Annotated in this window: 22 protein-coding genes; 13 read left to right on the top strand and 9 right to left on the bottom strand. The window is 44.8% G+C overall.

What is annotated here, in order from left to right:
• Nucleotides 1-13: 13 nt before the first annotated feature.
• The 6 genes from JHC35_RS07860 to JHC35_RS07835 are packed head-to-tail and all read left to right on the top strand — an operon-like array spanning nt 14 to nt 6,661.
• Nucleotides 14-979: a hypothetical protein gene (locus JHC35_RS07860; RefSeq protein WP_295043887.1), complete on the top strand. Its 966-nt coding sequence runs from the start codon at nt 14-16 to the stop codon at nt 977-979.
• Between the two features lie 22 nt (nt 980-1,001).
• Entirely contained in the window at nt 1,002-2,510 is a 1,509-nt protein-coding gene (locus JHC35_RS07855) for a MotA/TolQ/ExbB proton channel family protein (protein ID WP_295043884.1), read from the top strand.
• A gap of 20 nt (nt 2,511-2,530) precedes the next feature.
• Nucleotides 2,531-3,199 carry a hypothetical protein gene (locus JHC35_RS07850; RefSeq protein WP_295043881.1) on the top strand — a complete coding sequence of 223 codons (669 nt, stop codon included), beginning with the start codon at nt 2,531-2,533 and terminating at the stop codon, nt 3,197-3,199.
• 11 nt (nt 3,200-3,210) lie between these two features.
• Nucleotides 3,211-4,590 carry a TolC family protein gene (locus JHC35_RS07845; protein WP_295043878.1) on the top strand — a complete coding sequence of 460 codons (1,380 nt, stop codon included), beginning with the start codon at nt 3,211-3,213 and terminating at the stop codon, nt 4,588-4,590.
• A gap of 29 nt (nt 4,591-4,619) precedes the next feature.
• Nucleotides 4,620-4,871 (top strand): hypothetical protein, encoded by a 252-nt coding sequence (locus JHC35_RS07840; RefSeq protein ID WP_295043875.1) that lies wholly within the window; start codon nt 4,620-4,622, stop codon nt 4,869-4,871.
• Nucleotides 4,868-6,661, top strand: a complete 1,794-nt coding sequence (locus JHC35_RS07835; protein ID WP_295043872.1) for a tetratricopeptide repeat protein — start codon at nt 4,868-4,870, stop codon at nt 6,659-6,661. Before JHC35_RS07840 ends, JHC35_RS07835 begins: the two co-directional genes overlap by 4 nt.
• Nucleotides 6,662-6,664: 3 nt before the next feature.
• Here the strand turns inward: JHC35_RS07835 and murG are convergent, their stop codons facing one another.
• Nucleotides 6,665-7,678, bottom strand: coding sequence for an undecaprenyldiphospho-muramoylpentapeptide beta-N-acetylglucosaminyltransferase (gene murG / locus JHC35_RS07830; protein ID WP_295043869.1), 1,014 nt, complete (start codon nt 7,676-7,678; stop codon nt 6,665-6,667).
• Nucleotides 7,675-8,853 carry an FtsW/RodA/SpoVE family cell cycle protein gene (locus tag JHC35_RS07825; RefSeq protein WP_295043866.1) on the bottom strand — a complete coding sequence of 393 codons (1,179 nt, stop codon included), beginning with the start codon at nt 8,851-8,853 and terminating at the stop codon, nt 7,675-7,677. Before JHC35_RS07825 ends, murG begins: the two co-directional genes overlap by 4 nt.
• Nucleotides 8,854-8,977: 124 nt before the next feature.
• Between JHC35_RS07825 and flgB the strand changes: the two genes are divergently transcribed.
• Genes flgB through JHC35_RS07805 form a run of 4 tightly spaced genes read left to right on the top strand, consistent with a single transcriptional unit; the run spans nt 8,978 to nt 12,044 of the window.
• On the top strand, nt 8,978-9,406 hold the full coding sequence (gene flgB / locus JHC35_RS07820; protein WP_295043863.1) for a flagellar basal body rod protein FlgB: 429 nt from the start codon (nt 8,978-8,980) through the stop codon (nt 9,404-9,406).
• A 10-nt stretch (nt 9,407-9,416) separates the two neighbouring features.
• Nucleotides 9,417-9,911 (top strand): flagellar basal body rod protein FlgC, encoded by a 495-nt coding sequence (gene flgC, locus JHC35_RS07815; RefSeq protein ID WP_295043860.1) that lies wholly within the window; start codon nt 9,417-9,419, stop codon nt 9,909-9,911.
• A gap of 7 nt (nt 9,912-9,918) precedes the next feature.
• The gene (gene fliE / locus JHC35_RS07810; RefSeq protein WP_295043857.1) at nt 9,919-10,221 is read left to right on the top strand and encodes a flagellar hook-basal body complex protein FliE; all 303 of its coding nucleotides are present in this window, start codon (nt 9,919-9,921) and stop codon (nt 10,219-10,221) included.
• 14 nt (nt 10,222-10,235) lie between these two features.
• On the top strand, nt 10,236-12,044 hold the full coding sequence (locus JHC35_RS07805; protein ID WP_295043854.1) for a penicillin-binding protein 2: 1,809 nt from the start codon (nt 10,236-10,238) through the stop codon (nt 12,042-12,044).
• On the opposite strand, the gene JHC35_RS07800 is transcribed toward JHC35_RS07805, so the two are convergent.
• On the bottom strand, nt 12,028-12,552 hold the full coding sequence (locus JHC35_RS07800; RefSeq protein ID WP_295043852.1) for a hypothetical protein: 525 nt from the start codon (nt 12,550-12,552) through the stop codon (nt 12,028-12,030). The genes JHC35_RS07805 and JHC35_RS07800 overlap by 17 nt on opposite strands.
• Nucleotide 12,553: 1 nt before the next feature.
• On the bottom strand, nt 12,554-13,375 hold the full coding sequence (gene panC, locus JHC35_RS07795) for a pantoate--beta-alanine ligase (RefSeq protein ID WP_295043849.1): 822 nt from the start codon (nt 13,373-13,375) through the stop codon (nt 12,554-12,556).
• Nucleotides 13,376-13,435: 60 nt separating this feature from the next.
• Here panC and prfB point away from each other — a divergent pair, with 60 nt between their 5' ends.
• The 3 genes from prfB to JHC35_RS07780 are packed head-to-tail and all read left to right on the top strand — an operon-like array spanning nt 13,436 to nt 15,411.
• On the top strand, nt 13,436-14,545 hold the full coding sequence (prfB, locus tag JHC35_RS07790; protein WP_295043846.1) for a peptide chain release factor 2: 1,110 nt from the start codon (nt 13,436-13,438) through the stop codon (nt 14,543-14,545).
• On the top strand, nt 14,514-15,287 hold the full coding sequence (locus JHC35_RS07785) for an arginyltransferase (protein WP_295043843.1): 774 nt from the start codon (nt 14,514-14,516) through the stop codon (nt 15,285-15,287). Before prfB ends, JHC35_RS07785 begins: the two co-directional genes overlap by 32 nt.
• Nucleotides 15,268-15,411, top strand: coding sequence for a hypothetical protein (locus JHC35_RS07780; protein ID WP_295043840.1), 144 nt, complete (start codon nt 15,268-15,270; stop codon nt 15,409-15,411). The genes JHC35_RS07785 and JHC35_RS07780 overlap by 20 nt, the downstream gene beginning before the upstream one ends.
• 86 nt (nt 15,412-15,497) lie before the next feature.
• On the opposite strand, the gene fusA is transcribed toward JHC35_RS07780, so the two are convergent.
• From fusA to rpoC, 5 genes are all read right to left on the bottom strand, one after another.
• Nucleotides 15,498-17,582: an elongation factor G gene (gene fusA / locus JHC35_RS07775; protein WP_295043838.1), complete on the bottom strand. Its 2,085-nt coding sequence runs from the start codon at nt 17,580-17,582 to the stop codon at nt 15,498-15,500.
• Nucleotides 17,583-17,659: 77 nt separating this feature from the next.
• Nucleotides 17,660-18,127 carry a 30S ribosomal protein S7 gene (gene rpsG, locus JHC35_RS07770; RefSeq protein WP_295043836.1) on the bottom strand — a complete coding sequence of 156 codons (468 nt, stop codon included), beginning with the start codon at nt 18,125-18,127 and terminating at the stop codon, nt 17,660-17,662.
• A 73-nt stretch (nt 18,128-18,200) separates the two neighbouring features.
• Nucleotides 18,201-18,581, bottom strand: a complete 381-nt coding sequence (gene rpsL / locus JHC35_RS07765; protein WP_013461125.1) for a 30S ribosomal protein S12 — start codon at nt 18,579-18,581, stop codon at nt 18,201-18,203.
• A gap of 204 nt (nt 18,582-18,785) precedes the next feature.
• Nucleotides 18,786-19,142 carry a type II toxin-antitoxin system HicB family antitoxin gene (locus tag JHC35_RS07760; protein ID WP_295043834.1) on the bottom strand — a complete coding sequence of 119 codons (357 nt, stop codon included), beginning with the start codon at nt 19,140-19,142 and terminating at the stop codon, nt 18,786-18,788.
• A gap of 150 nt (nt 19,143-19,292) precedes the next feature.
• Nucleotides 19,293-22,874, bottom strand: a 3,582-nt coding sequence (gene rpoC / locus JHC35_RS07755) for a DNA-directed RNA polymerase subunit beta' (RefSeq protein ID WP_295043831.1), incomplete at its 5' end; no start/stop codon positions are given.

The raw sequence follows: 22,874 nt of genomic DNA, 5'->3' as shown, positions 1-22,874 counted from the left end.
TAAGGAATTATGAATGTTTGCATTGATATTGAAATTTCAAGCTTTTATGGAACAACTACGAAAAAACAAGCGTCTTTGGTTTACCAGTATTACGGTTATCGCATTTTTAGGGATAGCGGGGACACTTCACTATCTCAATTCTACCACCGAAACAAGTGCTAAAAATCTTTATGCAGCGACAAGCGATACCTTTTTCCAAGATTTGGATGCACAGATTCAGAGCGCTCAGCGTGAAATTTCGGCAGTGGGAATAGCTCTGCTGGATAATCCGGCTTTCACTGCGGCGATGAACAATCCGGCCAACGGTGCCGCTAACTCCCAAAAATTAAAACAACTGGCCGATTCAATCAACAGCGCGGGAAAAACCCAAATTGCCTTTGATCTTTACGATAAAAACGGTATCAAAACAGCGACCTCGATTGAAGCCATCAAGCTTTCCTCTCTAGCTCATGATTCCAAAGCCCTCATAAAAGCAATCGCAACCAATGCTCCCGTCACTGCCGTAGAATATCAAGAGGGTCAAGTCTACATCGCATCCTATTTTCCGCTGCAAAACGGTGTCTTCGAAGTGAAAAAATCAACCGATTATTTGATTGATGCGTACGCGGCAAAAGAGCAAATGTTCCAAATTGTACTCGACAAAGATTTTTTGGATATGAAACGGGTACAGGAATTCAGCTATAAAAAAATCGGAAAGTCCCAAATCAGCGTCCAATCCAAAGGGGATGAAAACTTTATCGAGTTCCTTTCCACTATCGATTTTGATCAGCTTGTGAGCGATAAATACCTTTTGCAGGACGATTACTTCGTCATGGGGAAACCTATCCTTGATGCAGAAGGAAAACAAGTCGGTGTCTTCTTGATCGGAGAATACGCTCTGAAAGAAAACAGTCTTCCTAAAATGACCAAAAGAATTTCGACGGGGATCACCATTGCGGCAATGGGCTTAGTGGTCTCTTTGCTCGTTTTGATGATTTGACGATGGGCAGCGTAGCAAACCGATGAAACGAATAAAAGTCCACAAAGCCTATTTCATCACTTGGCTCTTTATCTTATACGTTGTTTATGCCAATGCGGAAGTATTAGGCAACTTTTTTATGGCAACTGTCATCTTCAGTTCCGCCATTGTAGGTTTTTTGGCAGTCGGAACCCTCTATCAGTTTGTTAGCGCATTTGATATTATGATGCTCGGCGGTACCTTCGGAGCCCTTGCGTACAAACGAACCGGATATGAATTTTACCTTCGCAGTATCGATTCGATTCTCCCCGCGAATATTGCGCATATGCTTCAAAGCCGAAAAAATCAGCAGCAAATGCTCTTCACCGAAGAGGAGTCACGGGACATTATCGACTGGCTTGAGCATAAGTTTGCCAAACAAAAGAATTACATCAATTTCTTCATCAATACCTCCATGCTCATCGGACTTTTGGGAACATTCGTCGGACTTGTCGAATCAATCGACAAAATGGGGCAAATTATCCTCAGCCTCAACGGTGAAGCTGAAATGTCGGAGATCATGCAGCAATTTTCCGGTCCTCTTTCGGGTATGGCGATCGGGTTCGGGGCTTCATTATTCGGTGTTGTCACGGCGGTTATCTTAGGTCTCAACGGCTATATCCTTTTCCGATATCAAGACACCCTCATCAGCGGAGTCGAGGAGTGGCTCAAAGATCGTATTATCGATATGGCTCCCGATCATGTCAATCCTGCTTCAGCAGGTGCAGAGTCCAATCTTGCGGGGCATCGTAAAAACTTCATGGATGTCTATCTGGATCAACTCTCCTTGTTGACAGCTGAAATCGTTAAAACATCCAGCGGTGCCCAAAGCATCGCTTCAATGGCTACGTCTCTCTCCTCCATCGAAGCACTTCTCAATGAGCAAAAAGAGTACATGCGCTCAGCACTGGAAACGCAGCAGCGCACCCAGATGCAATATGAAGCCCTCGCATCCGCAGTCAGCCATCTTTATGAGCTTACCGACAAACATTCAACCCAACATCAATCCTCTCTGAGTGCTATCTCGGAAACCAATAGCCAACTTTTAGCACAAAACGACCGATATTTGAATACTATCAACACCAATCTCTCCGATATGAATGAGCAAATCGGTACAAAAATCGAGCATGCTTCAGAGAAAAATGCTCAAAATCTATCGACGCTGATGACAACGCTAAAAGAGGCATCCGGCCATTTAGACGACAATAAACGCTCTCTCAAAGCACTTCTAAAACTTCAAGAGAGTTCAAAAGCACAAGAATCGACCTTCCATTCAAAGGCCATCGATCTGCTCGAAGGGATTGACTCCGGTATTCACGCGAATAAAGAGGGGACAAACATCCTCACCGCTCGCGCAAATGAAATGAAACAATCGCTTGGCGAGTCGTTAGAAACACTCACCACACATACGGGGCTATTGAAAAATATTGAAAAATCTATCGGACAAAATGTGCTCGGCGAGCAAAAATCAAACAGAAAAAAAGGGATTTTCTCTTTTTTCTCTAACTCATAATATTTAAACAGGCGGTATAAATGGCAGGCGGCGGTGATAGCAATGAGATGAATCCGTTCATCTCTTATGTAGACTTGTTTGCATCAATCATATTGGTATTGCTGTTATTCATCCTTATCATGTTCGTGAACGTAGGATATTACATACAATTCAATACCAAAAACAAGGCCGAACAAGAGCAGACGCAAACCGAACTCGAAAAGTATAAAGAACAAAGCGTTGCCGCACAAGCAAAAAAAGAAGAAGAGCAGAAAAAAACAGAGCCTGTACCGTTGTTTGCAAAAATGGACAACAATAATACAACTCCAGTTCAAGGGGGAGAGGTAGAGGGAAATACTCTCTCTAAAAAATCCGAACAATATGCCCAAGCAGAGTTCAAAGAACAAGAGATGATTATTGCGTTTAAAAACAACGAATATTTTTTAAATAAAGAGATCACCACTCAAGTAACCGATTTTATGGACAGCACCCTCAAAAAAAATCCTGACGCGCTTTTTTACATCAGCGTCAACGACTCAAAAAAACTAATCAGCTCAACGCAAACCAAACAAGTATCTCTGGGAAGGATATTAAGCCTCAAAAACGCTTTGGAAAAAGTCCCTGCCCTCCAAAACAAAATCAAACTCAACTACAAACAAGCCGAATCACTCAATTACGACTACGGCTACTTAAAAATCGATGTTAAATAAGGTAATCCGTTATGACACTAAATAGTATTTCTAAATATCTCATCATCAGTTCTCTATGCTTCCCCGCTCATTCGTTTGCCGAAATGGTGCAAGATGCAAATGCGACGCTCCCGCTCCAGCAATCACCCGAAACAAACGCTACCGTCCCTTTCATCTCCAAAAACAAAGTTTCGTTAAAAACGGCAGTCAATGAAGCTATCGATACCAACTACCGTGTCAAACAAGCTAAAGAGCGTGTTGAACAATCCCAACATTTCATACGGGAAGCGTATGCCGATTTTTTACCTCAAGTAGCCCTTACCGGGAATACCCAACGAAAAAAATACGAAGGGTTTGATAACCAAAACTATTCTCAAAGCCAATACAATTTTGTCGTCTCCTACAACCTTTTTTCTTCCGGAAAAGATTTCGCAACCGTTCAAAAAAATAAAATCTTGAAACAACAGCAGGAAGAGAAATTAAAAGGGACGCTGGAAGAAGAGATTGTAAAAATAATCGATGCGTATTTCAGTGTCGTATACGGCAAACTCTCGTTGGACGTAAACCAAAAAAATTACGATAAACTCGTCAAGATTTATGAAATTGTCAAAACAAAACGGGAACTCGGAGCTGCCACGATGGGGGATGAAAGCTCTATTTCGGCAAGTGTTTCAAATGCTAAAACGGCAATGACCAATACCGAATCGGCGTACAACAACGCCAAAGACTATTACGAATTTTTGACCAACAAAAAAGTTGAAGAGTACGTCCCTTACGAAACGGGATTTGAGATTAATTTGCCAAGTATTGATGAAGTTCTAGAAGGAATTCAAGCAAACAATACCGATGTCAACATTATCAAGTCGCAAATCAAAGCCAAACAAAAAGAGATTTTCATCAACAAAGCGACCGACTACCCGACCATCGATCTCACCTTTACCGATAGCCGACGAAACCGCTACGACTACGATAATCACAATGCATTACCCCCAGCGGACGGGTACAATACGGATCAACTGGTTCAACTTTCATTTAATTACAACCTCTACACCGGCGGGAGAACCGAAGCGAAAACTGCGCGCCTTATGAGTGAAGCAACCGAGGGGGCATATAATCTTGAATACACCTCAAAAGAGCTAAAATGGAATTCACAAAAGCTCTACAACTCCGTTCAAACCAATACTAAAACCCTCGAAACCCTCTCTAGTGAGATAGAAGCCAGCGAAAAAATGGCGGATGCGTACTGGGAACGTTTTCGCCTCTCCAGTCAGGATTTAGTAACCCTCTTACAGGCACAACGGCAAGTCAATTCAGCCGAACTTGAAAAATTACGAAGCGAAAAGACACGTATTCTTGATTATTTTAACTTACTTGCAAAGCAGGGCAAACTCTTAGAATATTTTGGATATTAATATAGTTAATTAAAACGTCGAGGTGTCGTATGTTAAAACTTTTAGTCCTTTTAAGTCTTTTGAATCTTTCCGTAATAGCCTCTTCGAATGAGGATATCTCTCCTAAAAAAGAGCAGAATGTCAAAGAAAAAGCACTCTTTATCAACAAAAAGCATTACGACGCCTATTTAGAAAGAAATATCAAAAATGCCCCCGTTAATAAGAAAAAAGAGCTCAAAATATACAAACGCAAAGACGGAACAATCGATACGCTCAAAACTATCAATGCGGCCAATCAATGATTGAAACGAAGCAAGCAACCCTTGCGTTGATACTGAGCGGTGATATTTTTCTAAAAGACAATCAAAACGACAGTGCCATTGAGTGCTATTTAAAAGCATTCACTGTCGAAAGTATCAAAGAGTGGGACAAAAGCGTTGTGTTGCGCTTTTATAATAATCTGGGCATCGCCTACAAACGCAAAGGGGATTTATCCCGCGCACAAAAGCTTCTCGAAGCTGGGATAGCGTTGGAGCCTACCCATACCCTCTTCTATTATAATCTTTTGAGCATTTTGAAAGCGCAGAATAATATTCAAAATACCGAAAAACTGCTCTTGAGCGCGATCTCGCTTCCAGTGGATGATATTCGCTTTCATCTGAGCTTGATCGAGTTATACAAAACAGCCAACAAAAATCGTGCCGCTTTAAATGTAGCTCTCGATTGTGTCGCAAAATTTGCCGAAATCTATGATTCGCATCTTACCCTCGGTAATTGCTATTCAACCCTCAAAATGTATAAAAACGCTATTGAAGCGTATTCAAACGCGATCCGTATCAATCCCTCTATAACATCGGCGTACAACAATCTGGGCGTAGCCTATAAAGAACTCGGTGAATACGAAAAATCTCGACAAGCCTATGAAAAAGTTTTAGACATTAATCCAAATGACAGTGCCGCTCATAATAATTTCGGCAATCTGTTGCGATTTTGCGATGACCTTGAGGGGGCAATCACCCATTTAGAAAAATCGATTCAACTCAATCCCTCCTATGCCGATGCCTACAGTAATTTGGGAGCCGTATACAAAGAAAACAAAGCGTACGCCAAAGCGGAACCGCTTTATCGAAAAGCACTCTCATTGAGCCCAAATCATACGAATGCCAATTTCGATCTGGCGTTAATCGAGCTTTCCAATGGCGATTACGACAACGGGTGGCAACGCTACGAGCACCGGATTAAAATGGACGAGCTGCGTGCAAAAATATATCCCTATACGACACCGATGTGGCGGGGCGAAGATTTACAGGGGAAAACACTCATTTTACAAAATGAGCAAGGGTTTGGCGACAATATCATGTTTATTCGCTACGTTCCGATGTTTTTGAATTTAGGTGCAAAAGTGATTCTCCGGACACGCCCTGAGCTCGTAAAACTTTTCAAATCGATTAAGGGGGTAGAAGCTATCTACAGCGAAGAAGAATCGATACCGAAACACGATTATTATCTCCCATTGCTCTCCTCACCGAATCGCTTTAAAACAACACTCGAAACCGTCCCGAAGGTATTTCCCTATCTCTCATCGCCTCAAGAAAAAGGACAATTTAGTTGTGATCCGAAACGTTTTAATATCGGGATTGTCTGGAGCAGCAGTAGAACCAACAAAGATTTCAAAAACAAGTACATCGGATTGGAACACTACAAAGAGCTGTTCTCTCTCAAAGGGACATCATGGTATTCATTACAAACGGGAGAAGACGCCCTAGAGATCCACTCCAAAAAACTGGATAAAACTATTGTCGATCTCTCAGGTGAGCTAAACGATTTTTCGGCAACAGCGACCATTATAGAGAAACTCGATCTGATTATCACGACCGATACCGCTGTTGCCCATTTATGCGGAGCGATGAACAAACGCGCGTGGGTTTTAGTTCCAAATCCTTCGGACTGGAGATGGATGCAAGAGGGAGATAAAACCCCGTGGTATGAGAGCCTGAAGCTGTATCGCCAAGACAAACGGGGTTCTTGGAAAGAACCGATTGCGAAAATTTGCGATCACTTACTCCCGCTGATCAAATCAAAGGTCAAATAATCGTTACTGCTTCTCTATCTTTTCGATGATATGAAGCGCTCCATCGGGTTTGATGAGTTCTCCCAATGCTTCGCTTTTCACTCTGATATCGCTGAGAATCGCCTCCTGCAATTTTAGAGCCAGCCCTTCGCTTTGCCGCTCGCACCACCCAGCGTTATGATCGATGACATAACGGGCGTTGTGATACTGGTGATCTGCCGCCGCATACGGAAACGGGATAAAAAAAGCTGGGATTTTAGCCGCGCACAGCTCCCATAATGTACTCGCCCCCGATCGACTCACGGCAAAATCGCTCCGTTCGCACAATTCGGCGATTTGGGTCGTAAATCCGTACACCTCCGCTTCAATCCCAAGCTCATGATAGGCGGCTCGCACCCTCTCTTCTTCTTTCAATCCGCACTGATGGATGATGTGGATTCCTCTGTTTTGAAGCCACGGAGCGATTTCAATCGCCAAATCGTTAATAAATTTGGCTCCTTGCGATCCTCCCAAAAAGATGACGGTTTTGATCCCCTCACGCACTCTTGCATTTTCAAAATAGCGTGGATGAACCGGATAATCGCAATGATTCTCTCCTGCTTCGTACGAACTAAAAAAACGTTTCGCATACGGACGAAGAAGACGATTAAGCTTACCCGTCACCGCATTTTGTTCATGGATATAAAGCGGTATCCGCGACGCGACTGCCGCCAAAGCCGCCGGTGCTGCCGAGAATCCTCCGACACTCACAACTGCATCGGCACGAAATGATCGAATCAAATCGCGTGATTTCAATGAAGCTTTAAACACTTTCCAGAGTGCTCCGAGTTTCCCCAATCCGGCTTTATTGACGACGCCGGTCGTCTCTAAAAAGTGAACCTCGTCAAAAAGGGTAGTGTTACCAAACCATTGGCGATCCTGTCCGGAAGTCGATCCGATAAACATCACCTTGTGACCTCGTTCACGAGCCGTTTGTGCCAAAGAGAGGGCGATTACGAGATGTCCTCCCGTCCCGCCTCCGGTAAAGACAATGTTCACTTTTTATCTCCCGATTTGTATTTGATTTTTTTGGAGACCATGATCACCATCCCAACCCCCACCGCGGAAGCCAGCATCGCCGATCCTCCATAACTCAGGAAGGGAACGGAAATCCCTTTGATCGGAGTGAGTCCGCTGATCCCGTAGGCGTTAATCATGAACGCAAACGTAATCAATAACCCTACCCCCAGACTAAACAGATATGCCGTATCATCATGTGAGCGGTTGGCAATTTTAAACAGACGGTGCAAAAGCATAATAAAAAGAAGCGTCACGCCGAACACTCCGATAAAGCCGAATTCTTCCGCAATCCCCGCCAGAACAAAGTCGGTATGCACCTCACTCAAAAAACCGAGTTTGAATGTTCCGCCACCTAAACCCGTGCCGAAGATCGATCCATTATGAATCGCATTGAGCGAGTGTCCGATCTGATACGGTTCTTCGGCATTTTCGATCCGTAAATGTTTGGCAATCGATTCGGGGAAAAAAGCCAAAACAGTACTCTGTGCCGATGCCCACCATGACAAAATACGGTTGATCCGATGTTCCGCCGTCAGAATAAAAAAGAGGAAAAATGCCACCGCACTTCCAATCAGCGTCATAAAGAAGCGAAAACTGCTCCCCGCAAAAAAGAGCATAAATGCCAATGTGAGGGCCAGTACAACAACTTGTCCCAAGTCGTTTTGCATAAATGCGATCAAAAACATGATAACGACAAAAATCGCCGCATACGGCATAAAGCGCTTAAACTCTTCGGCAACCCCCATGTTCGCGTGGTGCCCGAGTTTACGGGAAAAACTCCATGCCAAAAAGTAGACAAAGCCTACTTTGAAATACTCGACCGGAGCAATCGAAAAACCGAACAGCTTAATCCACCGTTTCGCCCCCCCGACTTCACTCACCAGCGATGCTGGGAGAAACGGCATAACGATCATCAATACTATCCCGCCGAAAAAAAGCCCGAGTCCTAAGCGATGGAGCCAAATATCAGGGTCTAACTGCGCCAACGTCCACATAATCAGAATAGAGATAACCGCGACAATGAGTTCTCGGATGACAAAGTGGAAATCGTTATAATTAAAAAGGACAACGGTGTAAGCGGTCAACGTATACGAGCAAATAACCCCTATCGTAATCAGCGCGGTTGTTAAGAGAAATAATTTTTTATCCGGCATTTTTAAGCTTATAATGTATAATTTTCATAAGTATATCGTTTCTTCAAAAAGAGTTCGATAAAAGAAAATTGGAATATTTTTTGCTTAGGTATTTGAAACAAATTACGAGAAAGGGGCAAACACCATGGGAATTCACATTTCACGTTCGCATGATTTGATGGAAAGCGCGATGAACTACCGTGCGGCGCGTCAAGATATCATTGCCGGAAACATCGCCAATGCCGATACCCCTTTCTATCGCCCGAAAGACATCAGTTTTGAAGACACCTTGGCACAAAAAAGTGCCGAAATCTTTAAAAACAAATCCGAAGAGCTCCAAATGGCTCGTACCAACGGCGCCCATTTAGGACCGATTGATTCGGGTTCGTCAAAACCTACCACGTTTTTTCGTGACGGGCACATGGCGCGCAACGACGGCAACAGCGTCGATTTGGATGTCGAATCGACTGAAATGGCAAAAAACTCAACGATGTTCAATGCCCTTACCGCTGCGCTCAAAAAAGATTCCGCGTTGTTCAAAAGCGTCATTGACGCTTCGAGCAAAACATCCTAAGGATTAGATGATGGCATTTTTAAATAGCTTTGATATCAGCGGTTACGGACTCTCCGCACAACGTGTCCGTGTCAATACAATCAGTGAAAACATTGCCAATGCACAAACCACCCGTACCAATGAGGGGGGACCGTATCGCCGACAGGAAGTAATTTTCAAAGCAGTCGATTTCAATCAAGCATTCAACAGAGCACTTGAAAAAGAGACCTCCCAACTCGGCTACAGCGATCCGCTCAAAGAGGGATTAGCGGGTTTAAAACCAAATCCTGCTATCATGAGTGTTATCGTTGATAAAATCAGCCGTGACGACGGTGCACCGAAGATGAAATATGATCCCTCACATCCTGATGCGGACGCAAAAGGATACGTTGCCTATCCGAATATTAATCCTGTCGTCGAAATGGCCGATTTAGTCGAAGCAACACGTTCGTATCAAGCGAACGTCGCCGCATTCGAAAGTGCAAAAAACATGGCCGGCAGTGCCATCAGTATATTACAAGGATAATCCGTAAATGGCTAACGTTCACTCGATCAAAGCTCTTTCCACCGCTGATCTTCTCACGAATAAAAGCGGTAATACAACGGGAGTAAGCAGTACCGATTTTGCTCAAGAGCTCAAAAATGCACTCGGCAACGTCAACCAAATGCAAGTTGACGGTGAAAAAGCAATGAGCGATATTGCAACCGGAAGTGTCAAAGATTTGCACCAAGCCGCTATCGCAATCGACAAAGCCGAAATCAGTATGAAATTGATGCTTGAAGTACGGAATAAGGCACTCAATGCGTATAAAGAAATTACCCGAACGCAAATGTGATTTAGCCTTCTTATATGCGTCATTCCAATAAATCAAAAAAAATCCTTGCCCTTTTTCTCGTTCTTATGTTTGGTTTCGTCATCTTTTTGGCGGTTATGCTCTATACCGCCTTGCATGATCGAAACATTCCGTCCATTTATTCAGAAGACTCTTCAAAGGCGCAACGCGGCTCGATCATCAGTGCGGACGGCTATCACATCGCAACAACCCAAAAACTCTACAAAGCCGTCGTCAACACACGCAATATTGATCCCAATAAATTAGAGCTTTTTATCCAACTGTTCAGTATCTACAGCGGTATGGATCCCGAAGAGATTCGCGAACGGCTCAATACCCGAAAAGGGACGGTGACGCTCAGTTACCACATCAATCCGAAAGAGGCGATGTATCTTAAAACGCTCGCATTTGAATTGCGCCGGTTGGGAGTATTCGTCGAATACGAAACGCCAAGCGGTGATCGTATTTTGCAAGGGCTGAGCATTTTGGAGAGCGGGGAGGCACGTGTGTATCCTTATACCACCCTTCTGACTCCGCTTTTAGGGTACCCGCGTAAAATGGAAGAGAACGGCTATACCCGAATTTACGGAATCAAAGGGCTGGAAAAATTCTTTGACGAAGAGCTCAATCCTCAACAAAACAAAACCCAAAAAGCCTTGCGTGACGTCAACGGATATTTGATTTTAAATAAACAAAGCGATTTTAAACGCCAAATCAACGGTCTCACCGTCAAGCTCAATATCCCGATCATGCTTCAATCCCGTATTGAAATCATCACCGACCAACACAAAGAAAAGCTCAAAGCCGATGAGATCATCGCCACCGTTATGGATTCCAAAAGCGGAAAAATCATCGCGTTGGCCAGTTCGAACCGCTTTGATCCCAATCATATCCGAACCCAAGATTACCCCTCACTCAATATCAATGCGATCGAATACAGCTATGAACCCGGATCGGTTATCAAACCGATCATTTTTTCCCTTCTTCTCGATCGTGGACTGATCAACCCTTACGATATGGTCAACGGACACAACGGCCGCTTTACGATGGGGACGAAAACGATTGTCGACGAACACCCTTTTAGCATGATCAGTGCCGAAGACGTTCTTGTCTACTCTTCCAATATCGGTATTGCGCAGTTGGGTCAAAAACTCAACGGAAAAGAGTTTACCGAAGGGCTTGAACGCTTCGGCTTCACCCATTTCAGCGGGATCGACCTGCCGTATGAAAAGCGGGGATCTATCCCGAGTTCAGCACAATTGAACAACTACCTCTACAAAGCGATCACCTCGTACGGGTATGGGATGCGCGCCAATCCGATGCAGCTGGTCAAAGCGTTCAATGTTTTCAATAACGGGGGAAAGCTCGTCAATCCGATGGTTGTCGAAGCGCTCTATGACGATAACGGCCGCACCATTCCGATGCAGGTGCAAGCCCCTATTCAGGTCATTTCACCTGCGACAGCCGAGCGGATGAAACAAATCCTCATCAAAACGGTCAATGTCGGTACGGGAACGATCGCGAAAACACCGGGGTTGGAAGTGGGAGGAAAAACGGGAACGGCGCATATCGCGAAAAACGGCGGATACAGTAACAGTTATCACACGTCGTTTATCGGTTTTGCCAATGACGGCAAACACAACTATACAATCGGTATTACCGTCATCAACCCGCGCACCGTCTATTTTGCATCCATTACCGCCGTTCCGGTATTCAAAGCGATTATCGATTTGATGGTGGAGGAGAAGTATCTCACCCCTGATCCGGCAGCGGCAGCTGCCGCTGCTGTCCCAGAAAAAGAGGCTCCGATTATAAATAGCCTTTGATCGCTTTTTGGACGACTTTGGTCGCCTCTTTTTCAAAAGGATAGGTGTGTTGAATACCCCATACCTCCAAAACCGCATTCCCTTTCACCATTAGCTTTCGTTTCGACTCCAAAATACCGATAATGCGATTAGAGTTTAACCGTTTCATTTCAATGCGAAATTCCAAAGGGACTATTTTTTCGTTTCCGGAAGAGACAATAAGAGGTTTTGTCAAATCGGTTTTTGCTTCACCTTCGGTAATAATCCCTTGTTCGTCACTTAGCGTGTACGTTAGCGCAATAATTTTGATGTCGCTATGCCATTTGTTGGTGATTTTCAAATCAGAACCGATTCGTATGAGGTCATTTCCCGAAGGGAGCCCGAGTAACGTAAGCACCCCAACAATCGCATCGGTTTTAGAGCTTTCCAAACGGATATTTCCTTGCGGTTCCACAATAATATCTTTCCCCATTTTGGGTGCGCATCCCGCAAATAGGATTATGGCTGCGATGAAAACAAAAACCTTCATCTCACATCCACACATTATCGATCAAGCGAGTCGTTCCGACACGTGCCGCCACGAGAACGATCGTATCTCCGATAATCACCTCATCGAGGGATTGAAAGGCTCGACTGACGATTGCAACGTATTCGACATCAAGCGGAGCCAAAATCTCTTCCATTGCCGATTTAATGGCCGCACTTTTGGTATTCCCCTGTATCACCATTTTGGTTGCGTGTTTAAGTGCGGCAGAGAGTTTAAGCGCCTCTTGGCGCTCTGAGGGGTTCAAATAGACGTTTCGTGACGACAGCGCCAATCCGTCATTTTCCCGTACGGTATCCATCGGAACAATCTCAACGTCCATAAAAAAGTTATGAATCATCTGCGTGATCAGGGCAAGCTGCTGCGCATCTTTTTTTCCAAAATAGGCACGCGAAGGTTGAACCAAATTCAGCAGTTTCATCACGACCGTCAATACGCCGTCAAAATGGCCCGGACGCGATGCCCCTTCCAAAATGAATCCTCGCACATCGGGAGCCGTAATCCGTATTTCATCCTCGGTATACATTGCATCTACATCCGGATAAAAGAGAATATCGACACCGCTAAGCTCACAAATTTTAAAATCAGCTTCCTCTTTACGGGGATATTTACTCAAATCTTCTCCCGGCAGAAACTGGGTCGGATTGACAAAGATCGAGACAACGACACAGTCGTTCTCACGCCGTGCCGCATCAATCAACGTACGATGCCCGCTATGGAGTGCCCCCATCGTCGGAACAAATCCCAGTGATCCTGTTTTAGTCTTTAGCGCTTCTTTGAGTTCTTGTGCGGAACGTGCGATAATCATCGTTTTAGCCTCTTTAGAATATAATCGTAATTATAATATACGAACAGGATATTCCATTACATGGATCATTACGAATATACCGAATTACTCAAAACGCTCACAACCAAAATGCAAAACGTCACCGGCGTCGTCCGTCCCGATGAGATCAATGCACGTTTGAGCGAAATTGAAGCCCTTGAAAATTCCGACGGCTTTTGGAACGATGCGGCCGCTGCCGGAGTTATCCAAAAAGAGAAAACGCAACTTGAACGCCGATTGGCAAAATATTCCAAAACGTTTAACGCTCTTAGTGATGCCATCGATCTATACGATATGGCAAAAGAAGAGGGGGATGATGAAACCATCGAAAGCCTTTTCGCCGATGCTTCCGAACTCGAAAACAAAGTCAAATCGATGGAGATCGAAGTCCTCCTCAGCGGAGAGCACGATTCACTCAACGCCATCGTCACGATCCATCCGGGCGCAGGGGGAACGGAGTCTCAAGACTGGGCATCCATGCTATTGCGTATGTATACGCGCTGGGCAGAACGCCACGACTTCACCGTAGAGATGCTCGACTATCAAGCAGGCGAAGAGGCAGGGATCAAAGATGCCGCCCTCATCATCAAAGGGATCAACGTTTACGGCTATCTCAAAAATGAAAACGGCATTCACCGCTTAGTGCGTATCAGTCCCTACGACTCTGCCGCAAAACGCCATACCAGTTTTACTTCCGTCATGATCTCTCCGGAGCTTGATGATGATATCGAAATCGAAATCGAAGACAAAGATATCCGCCTCGATACTTACCGCGCTTCGGGTGCCGGCGGACAGCACGTCAACAAAACTGAATCGGCGATCCGTATCACCCACATCCCTACCGGCATCGTCGTTCAATGCCAAAACGACCGAAGCCAGCACAAGAACAAAGCAACCGCCTTTAAAATGCTCAAATCCCGTCTGTATGAATTGGAGATGGAGAAAAAACAAGCGGCGGTTGACGGTGTCGAAAAAAGCGAAAACGGCTGGGGCCACCAAATCCGCTCCTACGTTTTAGCCCCGTACCAACAGGTCAAAGATACCCGTTCGGGTATCCCGTATTCCAACATCAACAACATTCTCGACGGAGATATCGATGAGATGATCGAGGGGGTACTGATTGCCCTCAGCCGAAAAGATGACGACGCATAACCACAACATCATCCTCAAAGAGTGCGCGCTACATGAGCCGTGCTCGTACATTCCAGGAAACACCCAAAGCATCCACTACAAAGTCATCCAAGAGTGCACCAAAGATCAATGTGAATCCCTAATCTTGCGAGGATGGCGGCGTTTCGGATCAATGTATTTTCGCCCAATCTGCCAAGAGTGCCGCAAATGCGAAAGCCTCAAAATCGACGTCAAACGCTATTCCTTCAGCAAATCCGAGCGCCGTATTCTTCGAAAAAATGCTCATTTAAATACCTTTATCCGTCAACCGACTCTCACCCGAGAACACCTTGATCTTTTTGAGCGCTACCATCGCTACAAACACCATACGAGGTCTTGGGACGCCCCAAAAACCGATCCGAAAAACTACTACTCCTCGTTTGTACAAGGTCATGGCGATTTTGGATTTGAAGTGCTCTATTTCGAAGGAGAAAGACTGATTGCCGTTGATTTGATCGATATTTTGGACGAGGGGATCAGCGCCTTGTATTGCTATTACGATCCTGAGTACAATCATCTCTCTCTCGGACGCTATACCCTGTTGCAGCAAATTGAATTTGCCAAACGGCTTGGGCTGAAATGGGTCTATTTGGGCTATTACGTCGAGGAGTGCCAAAGTTTGGCTTACAAGGCAAATTACGCCCCTTCCTTGGAATTAATAGGAAGACCCGAAGAGGATGAGATACCGATTTGGAGAGAGATTGATGAAAACCATACGCTATAACGATACGGCTATCACCCCTTCAAAAGTGGTCTGTATCGGGCGAATCTACAGCGATGACAGCCTAATACTTGAATGTAATTGGAAAGTGCTCAATATGTGCGTGCCGAGTATGTCGACAATGTGATCAACCATTTGTTAAACTGGGATTTTGCGAATAAAAACTTGGAAGAATAAAAAGTGCCCCAAGGGGGCAAGAGGAGAGAGGATCTCTTAGCTGTTACGCTTTTTGATAATCTCTTCGGCAACGTTACGTGGAACTTCTTCGTAGTGATCGAATTCCATAGAGTAGCTTGCACGCCCTTGTGTTGCTGAACGAAGGTCAGTTGAGTAACCGAACATTTCAGACAACGGTACGAACGCGTCAACGATTTTATTACCAGAACGGTCTCCCATGTTGTTAACTTGCCCGCGACGGCGGTTAAGGTCACCGATAACGTCACCCATGAAGTTTTCAGGAACTTCAACTTCAACTTTCATCATCGGCTCAAGGATACATGGATTTGCTTTACGCGCAGCCTCTTTGAATCCCATAGATGCAGCCAATTTAAACGCCATCTCAGATGAGTCAACCTCATGGTATGAACCATCATACAATGCAACTTCGATATCTTCGATCGGATAACCCGCAAGTACACCTTTTTGCATCGCTTCCGCACACCCTTTTTCAACCGCTGGAATGTACTCTTTTGGAATAACCCCACCTTTGATCTCATTTTTGAAGGTAAATCCTGTACCTGCTTCACCCGGCTTAACACGGATATAGATGTGACCGAATTGTCCGCGTCCACCTGATTGTTTCGCGTATTTGTACTCTTGGCTCACTTCGTTACGGATCGCTTCACGGTATGCAACTTGCGGTGCACCCACTTCTGCTTCAACTTTGAACTCACGGAACATACGGTCAACCAAGATCTCAAGGTGAAGCTCACCCATACCGCTGATGATTGTTTGTCCTGTCTCTTCGTCAGTGTGAACACGGAACGATGGATCCTCCGCAGCCAATTTACCAAGCGCGATACCCATTTTCTCTTGGTCCGCTTTGGTTTTCGGCTCAACCGCAACTGAGATAACCGGATCAGGGAAGTGCATACGCTCAAGGATTACGCGATCTTTTTCATCACAAAGAGTATCTCCGGTAGTAGTGTCTTTAAGACCGACAACCGCACCGATTTCCCCTGCGTAAAGTGCTTTGATCTCTTCACGTTTGTTAGCATGCATTTTCAAAAGACGACCGATACGCTCTTTTTTACCTTTGGTGGTATTGATCGCGTATGAACCAGACTCAAGAACACCACGGTACATACGTACAAATGTCAATTGTCCTACGAACGGGTCAGTCATAATTTTGAACGCCAAACCTGCAAACGGCTCATCGTCAGTCGAGTTAACGATAACTTCTACTTCTTCGTCATCTTCTTTTGTACCACGGATTTGTGCTACTTCAAGCGGTGATGGAAGATAATCGACAACCGCGTCAAGAAGAGTTTGCACCCCTTTGTTTTTGAACGCTGTTCCGCACGTCATCGGGATGATTTCCATTTTCAAACAACCCGCTTTGATACCCCGCATGATCTCTTCGTTAGAGAGCTCACCCTCTTCGAAGTATTTTTCCATCAATGACTCGTCACCCTCAGCGGCTGCTTCCATCAATTTTGCGCGATACTCTTCTGCTTTGTCCATCAAATCCGCAGGGATTTCTTCTTCACGATAGTTAGAACCCATCGCAGCATCTTCATCCCAAAGGATTGCTTTCATTTTAACGAGATCGATGATCCCTTTAAATTGGTCTTCCGCACCGATCGGCAATTGGATAGGTACTGGATTCGCTTTCAAGCGATTACGGATTTGATCTTCTACGTTGTAGAAATCGGCACCGATACGGTCCATTTTGTTAACAAAAACCATACGAGGAACCCCGTAACGGTTTGCTTGACGCCATACGGTTTCAGATTGTGGTTGAACCCCACCTACCGCACAGAATACGGCGACTGCACCGTCAAGTACACGCATAGAACGCTCAACTTCGATGGTGAAGTCAACGTGGCCCGGAGTGTCGATGATGTTGATTTGTTTGTGACGCCATTCACAAGTGGTCGCAGCCGAAGTAATGGTAATACCGCGTTCTTGCTCTTGCTCCATCCAGTCCATAGTTGCAGCACCTTCGTGAACTTCACCGATTTTGTGTGATACACCGGTGTAGAACAAGATACGCTCAGTTGTTGTCGTTTTACCCGCGTCGATGTGTGCGGCGATACCGATGTTTCTTACGTCTTCAAGTTTATGGGATCTTGCCATGTTAATAGCCCTTAATAGAGTTTATAGTGGAATGAAAAATGATAACCCGAGCGGGTTATCAAAAGGTTACAAATATCTTACCAGCGATAGTGAGCGAACGCTTTATTCGCTTCAGCCATTTTGTAAGTATCTTCTTTCTTTTTGAACGCTGAACCTTTGTCGTTTGCTGCATCTGAAAGCTCATTTGCCAAACGCTCTGCCATAGTGCGCTCGTTACGTTTGCGTGCCGCATCGGTCAACCAGCGGATAGCAAGAGAAAGTTGGCGTACAGGACGAACTTCTACTGGAACTTGGTAGGTCGCTCCACCCACACGGCGGCTTTTTACTTCGATAACTGGTTTGATGTTCTCAATCGCAGCGTTGAATACTTCGATACCTGTTTTTTCACCACGTGAACCCATGATATCCAATGCACTGTACATGATTTTCTCAGCAGTACTTTTTTTACCGTCCCACATGATTTTGTTAATGAACTTAGTCAAAACTTTTGAACCATGAACCGGGTCAGGCATAATTTCGCGAACGGGCGCTTTTCTTCTTCTCATAATATTTCCTTCAATGTTGTTTCATTTACTCAAAAAACGGTCATCATCAACCGATTCTTGTCAGACTAAATGCTTATTTTTTAGCCTTAGCTTTTTTCGTTCCGTATTTAGAACGAGATACTTTACGGTCTTTAACACCCGCAGTATCGAGAGCACCACGTACGATATGGTATTTAACCCCTGGTAAGTCTTTTACACGACCACCACGAACAAGAACGATAGAGTGCTCTTGCAAGTTGTGACCCTCACCACCGATATAACTAATAACTTCAAACCCTGAAGTCAAACGAACTTTAGCAACTTTACGAAGCGCCGAGTTCGGTTTTTTAGGGGTTGTAGTATATACACGAGTACATACACCACGACGTTGTGGGCATGACACCAAAGCGGGTGATTTTGATTTTTTTACGACCGCTTGTCGCTCTTTACGAATAAGTTGGTTGATTGTTGGCACACAATCTCCTTTGTTGAATTTGTTCCAGTAGAATAGTTAATCCGCTCATAACGAGGGGACTAATAAACGCGCAATGTTAGCTAATTTTTGATTAATTTGAGCTTATTTTAAGGAAGTTGTAAGAGAGGAGAAGCGCTATCAGAAGCACAGCCGTTCGCCCTGAGCTAGTCGAAGGGTGAACGATACAAAAAAAATCTTTATTTTTTAAATCCCTATCTCTCTCAGCGCCGCTTTTTGCAAAAAAGCTGAACGGCTCAAATGCAACGGTTCAATATAACTATCGATTTTATTCACCAAATTCTCAGGCATAGAGATATTAATCCGTAAGCTTTTTTCATTGGTATCCGGTTCGGGTATGTTATCCCCCTGAGCTAAAGAGACTTCGACAAAAGCTGAAAAAGTGTTTTGTGCAGATTCAATAGCCTCAATCGCACTTTCACCATCTCCCATCACCCCTTTGAAATCTTTGTAATAAGCAAACCACCCATCCCCATCTTCGGGACTCACTTTTTTGATAACAATCTCATAATCAAGATTCGTATAATAGGCTAAATTTTTCATTTGGATTCTCCGAAGTTATACACAATCTTATACAACATAATATTAAATGGATATTAGAAAATAAAGTCAAAAATGTGAAGGAAAGATGATGGTAAAAGAAAGTTTGGATGAAAATAGTTTCCCCTAAAAGGGGAATGACGAGAGGAGACCTTAGTCTCCGAAAACCATTTTTTGGTCTTTATAGATACCGGTACCGACTGGAATCGTGCGACCGATGATGACGTTCTCTTTCAAGTCAGTCAAGTCGTCGATTTTCGCCGATACTGCCGCTTCGGTCAAGACTTTTGTGGTGTCTTGGAACGATGCTGCTGAGATAATCGAGTCTGCACTAACCGCTGCACGGGTGATACCGACGAGGTACGGTTCAGCGATTGCAGGTTCACCGCCGAGACGAAGGATTTTTTCGTTTTCGACTTTGAACTGTGCTTTGGAAACAACATCACCCTCGATGAATTTCGTATCTCCTGAACGGAGAATTTTGATCTGACGCAACATCTGAGTGAAGATAACTTCAATGTGTTTGTCGGCGATATTAACCCCTTGACGGCGGTAAACTTGTTGTACTTCACTAACAAGGTAGTTGTACAATGCTTTAACACCCAAGATACGGAGGATCTCGTGTGAGCTGATAATACCGTCCGTCAAACGCTCACCGGCGTGAACGAACTCGCCAGGGTGCACCAACGTCACCAAGTTTTTATCAACAAAGTACTCTTTTACCATACCGTTATCACTCGTGATCAAGATACGCTCTTTACCACGAAGCGGTTTACCGAAGCTGACAACCCCGTCAAGTTCTGCGATTAGAGCGATCTCTTTTGGTTTACGCGCTTCGAAAAGCTCAGAAACCCGTGGAAGACCCCCAGTGATATCGCGTGATTTTTGGAGCGCTTTCGGTGTACGTGCTAAGATATCGGCTACCTTCACTTCTGAGCGATCTTGTGCAAAAATCGCGGTTTTCGGTTCAACCGCATAGCGGATCACCGAACCGTCGTTCGCCGCAAGGACGATTGCCGGTTTGAACTCAGGTGCAACATACTCGTTGATCATCAAACGGGTTTTTCCGGTCAATTCGTCGAATTGCTCCGATGCGGTAACACCCGGAATAATATCTTCGAATGTAATAACCCCGTCTGTTTCGGAAATAATTGGATTCGAATATGGATCCCATTCCGCGATAACGATCGACTCTTCTTTTGCCGGTTTAGCAATGATACTGTCCGCTTTTACCGCTTCGTTATCGTTGGTTTCAATCACCGAACCGCGAGCGATATAGTGACGGATCGCTTCACGATCTTCACTGTCGGCAACCACAGCGAAGAGACCTTTCTCTTCTACACTGTACCCTTTGGCGATTTCATGGTGACGCTCAAGGTAATCCCCTTTGAGGAGGTAGTATTTAACAACCCCTTTCTCTTTTGCGAAGATTTTTTGCGTTACCGGTGCACCGTCTTTAACTTGGATCTCAGACGCGTATGGGATACGGTTTGGCACATTCCAACCGTCTTTGATCGTCTCAACGATGGATTCATCCGCTTTTACCGCCGTGCCGTTTTCATACGGAAGGTAGAATTTACCTTCGATTTTACCGCTAACTCCCGCAAGTTCATTCGGTTTTGCCACTTCGTTTTTACGGAGTGTATAACGTACTGTTTGGCTCTCACCTTTAACACTTACGATAACTTCATCGTGGATCGTTTGAATCTCGACCGTTCCGTTAAACGGAGCTTTGATTTTCGGTTCAACCAACAAGATAGCCGCATTACGACGGTTTGCAACGATTTGTTTACCCTCTTTTGAAAGGTAGGTTTTCATGTTGTAATAACGGATGAAACCTTCTTTAGTTGCAACGACTTGGCGCTCTTCACGCGTACTTGACGCCGTTCCCCCGACGTGGAATGTACGAAGTGTCAACTGTGTTCCCGGTTCTCCGATCGATTGAGCAGCAATAATACCGACCGCTTCACCCGGTTTAACGATTTCACCCGTACCGAGGTTGAGTCCATAACACAATGCACATACGCCGTTTTCCGATTTACACGTTGTCGGAGTACGGATTTGTACCGCTTTGATGCCCGCTTCGATGATTTTGGATGCTTTGATCTCATCGATCAATGTCCCCTCAGAGTAGAGGATCTCATTGGTAATCGGATCGATCGCATCTTCTGCCAAAACACGTCCGAAAATACGGTCTTCCAACGGTTCGATCAATTCATTACCCACAGAGATATCGGTAAGCTCGATCCCCTCATGGGTACCGCAGTCGTGCTCAACGATTTTCACGTTTTGCGCAACGTCAACAAGTTTACGGGTCAAATACCCTGCATTCGCTGTTTTAAGAGCGGTATCGGCGAGACCTTTACGAGCACCGTGGGTTGAAATAAAGTACTCAAGAACGTTCAAACCTTCTTTAAAGTTTGAAATAATCGGAGTTTCGATGATCGATCCGTCCGGTTTCGCCATCAAACCACGCATACCTGCGAGCTGACGAATTTGAGCCGCAGAACCCCGCGCTCCAGAATCCGCCATCATAAAGATCGAATTGAATCCATCTTTATCGTTTTGGATCAAATCCATCATTCCGCCCGCAACGGTATTGTTGGTATCGGTCCAAACGTCAATGATTTTATTATAACGTTCTTGCTCGGTCAAGAGACCCGCTTCAAATTGTTTTTGGATCTCTTTTACACGATTTTTAGACGTTGAAATCAATCCCGATTTTGCTTCAGGAATGATGATATCGGCGATAGAGATCGATACCCCTGATTTCGTTGCATATTTGAAACCGAGATTTTTCAAATCATCCAAGAATCCCGCTGTAACAGCGACACCGCCGTGTTTGTTAACATAGTCAACAAGAGCAGAGATGTTTTTCTTTTTCATCACAACGTTCCACAATTCTACCGGAACGAATGCCGGAAGAATCGATTGAAGGATCATACGTCCTGCCGTGGTGTGGATTACACGGCCATCAACACGGGTACGAACTTTCGCATGCAAATCAAGCGCGTTGTGTTCCAAAGCGATCATAATTTCATCAACGTTGCTGAAAAGTTTGTTTGATCCCTTAACATCGTTTTTGCCGAGTGTCAAATAATAAAGCCCCAAGACCATATCTTGTGACGGAGTTGCAATCGCTTTACCTGACGCAGGGAGCAAGATGTTCATAGATGAGAGCATCAATACTTTTGCTTCGGCAATCGCTTCGGCTGATAATGGAACGTGAACCGCCATTTGGTCACCGTCGAAGTCCGCATTGAACGCGGCACAAACAAGCGGGTGCAATTGAATCGCTTTACCATCGATCAATTTCGGATGGAATGCTTGAATAGAGAGTTTGTGAAGCGTCGGTGCACGGTTAAGCATAACCGGATACCCTTCAACGATCTCTGCAAGACATTCCCAAACTTCATTGGTTTTCTCTTCGATCATTTTTTTCGCCGCTTTTACGGTCGTCGCATACCCTTTATCTTCGAGTTTCGCGATCAAATGCGGTTTGAATAGTTCCAATGCCATTTGTTTTGGCAATCCGCACTGATCCATTTGAAGGTTTGGTCCAACAACGATAACCGAACGTCCAGAGAAGTCAACACGTTTACCGAGAAGGTTTTGACGGAAACGCCCTTGTTTACCTTTGATGATCTCAGAAAGTGATTTAAGAGGACGTTTATTGGCACCCTTAACGGCATTCGCGCGACGACCATTGTCAAAGAGAGCATCTACTGCCTCTTG

This window comes from Sulfuricurvum sp., from assembly GCF_022759005.1.
Classification (GTDB): domain Bacteria; phylum Campylobacterota; class Campylobacteria; order Campylobacterales; family Sulfurimonadaceae; genus Sulfuricurvum.
Note: the sequence above shows the minus strand (reverse complement) of the source record. Positions and strands in the feature narration are given on the sequence as shown.

Bases quoted from the DNA above. Each gene is read 5' to 3' on its own strand.
- JHC35_RS07860 (WP_295043887.1), top strand. From the start codon at position 14: ATGTTTGCATTGATATTGAAATTTCAAGCTTTTATGGAACAACTACGA.
- JHC35_RS07855 (WP_295043884.1), top strand. From the start codon at position 1,002: ATGAAACGAATAAAAGTCCACAAAGCCTATTTCATCACTTGGCTCTTT.
- JHC35_RS07850 (WP_295043881.1), top strand. From the start codon at position 2,531: ATGGCAGGCGGCGGTGATAGCAATGAGATGAATCCGTTCATCTCTTAT.
- JHC35_RS07845 (WP_295043878.1), top strand. From the start codon at position 3,211: ATGACACTAAATAGTATTTCTAAATATCTCATCATCAGTTCTCTATGC.
- JHC35_RS07840 (WP_295043875.1), top strand. From the start codon at position 4,620: ATGTTAAAACTTTTAGTCCTTTTAAGTCTTTTGAATCTTTCCGTAATA.
- JHC35_RS07835 (WP_295043872.1), top strand. From the start codon at position 4,868: ATGATTGAAACGAAGCAAGCAACCCTTGCGTTGATACTGAGCGGTGAT.
- JHC35_RS07825 (WP_295043866.1), bottom strand. From the start codon at position 8,853: ATGCCGGATAAAAAATTATTTCTCTTAACAACCGCGCTGATTACGATA.
- flgB (WP_295043863.1), top strand. From the start codon at position 8,978: ATGGGAATTCACATTTCACGTTCGCATGATTTGATGGAAAGCGCGATG.
- flgC (WP_295043860.1), top strand. From the start codon at position 9,417: ATGGCATTTTTAAATAGCTTTGATATCAGCGGTTACGGACTCTCCGCA.
- fliE (WP_295043857.1), top strand. From the start codon at position 9,919: ATGGCTAACGTTCACTCGATCAAAGCTCTTTCCACCGCTGATCTTCTC.
- JHC35_RS07805 (WP_295043854.1), top strand. From the start codon at position 10,236: ATGCGTCATTCCAATAAATCAAAAAAAATCCTTGCCCTTTTTCTCGTT.
- JHC35_RS07800 (WP_295043852.1), bottom strand. From the start codon at position 12,552: ATGAAGGTTTTTGTTTTCATCGCAGCCATAATCCTATTTGCGGGATGC.
- panC (WP_295043849.1), bottom strand. From the start codon at position 13,375: ATGATTATCGCACGTTCCGCACAAGAACTCAAAGAAGCGCTAAAGACT.
- prfB (WP_295043846.1), top strand. From the start codon at position 13,436: ATGGATCATTACGAATATACCGAATTACTCAAAACGCTCACAACCAAA.
- JHC35_RS07780 (WP_295043840.1), top strand. From the start codon at position 15,268: ATGAAAACCATACGCTATAACGATACGGCTATCACCCCTTCAAAAGTG.
- fusA (WP_295043838.1), bottom strand. From the start codon at position 17,582: ATGGCAAGATCCCATAAACTTGAAGACGTAAGAAACATCGGTATCGCC.
- rpsG (WP_295043836.1), bottom strand. From the start codon at position 18,127: ATGAGAAGAAGAAAAGCGCCCGTTCGCGAAATTATGCCTGACCCGGTT.
- JHC35_RS07760 (WP_295043834.1), bottom strand. From the start codon at position 19,142: ATGAAAAATTTAGCCTATTATACGAATCTTGATTATGAGATTGTTATC.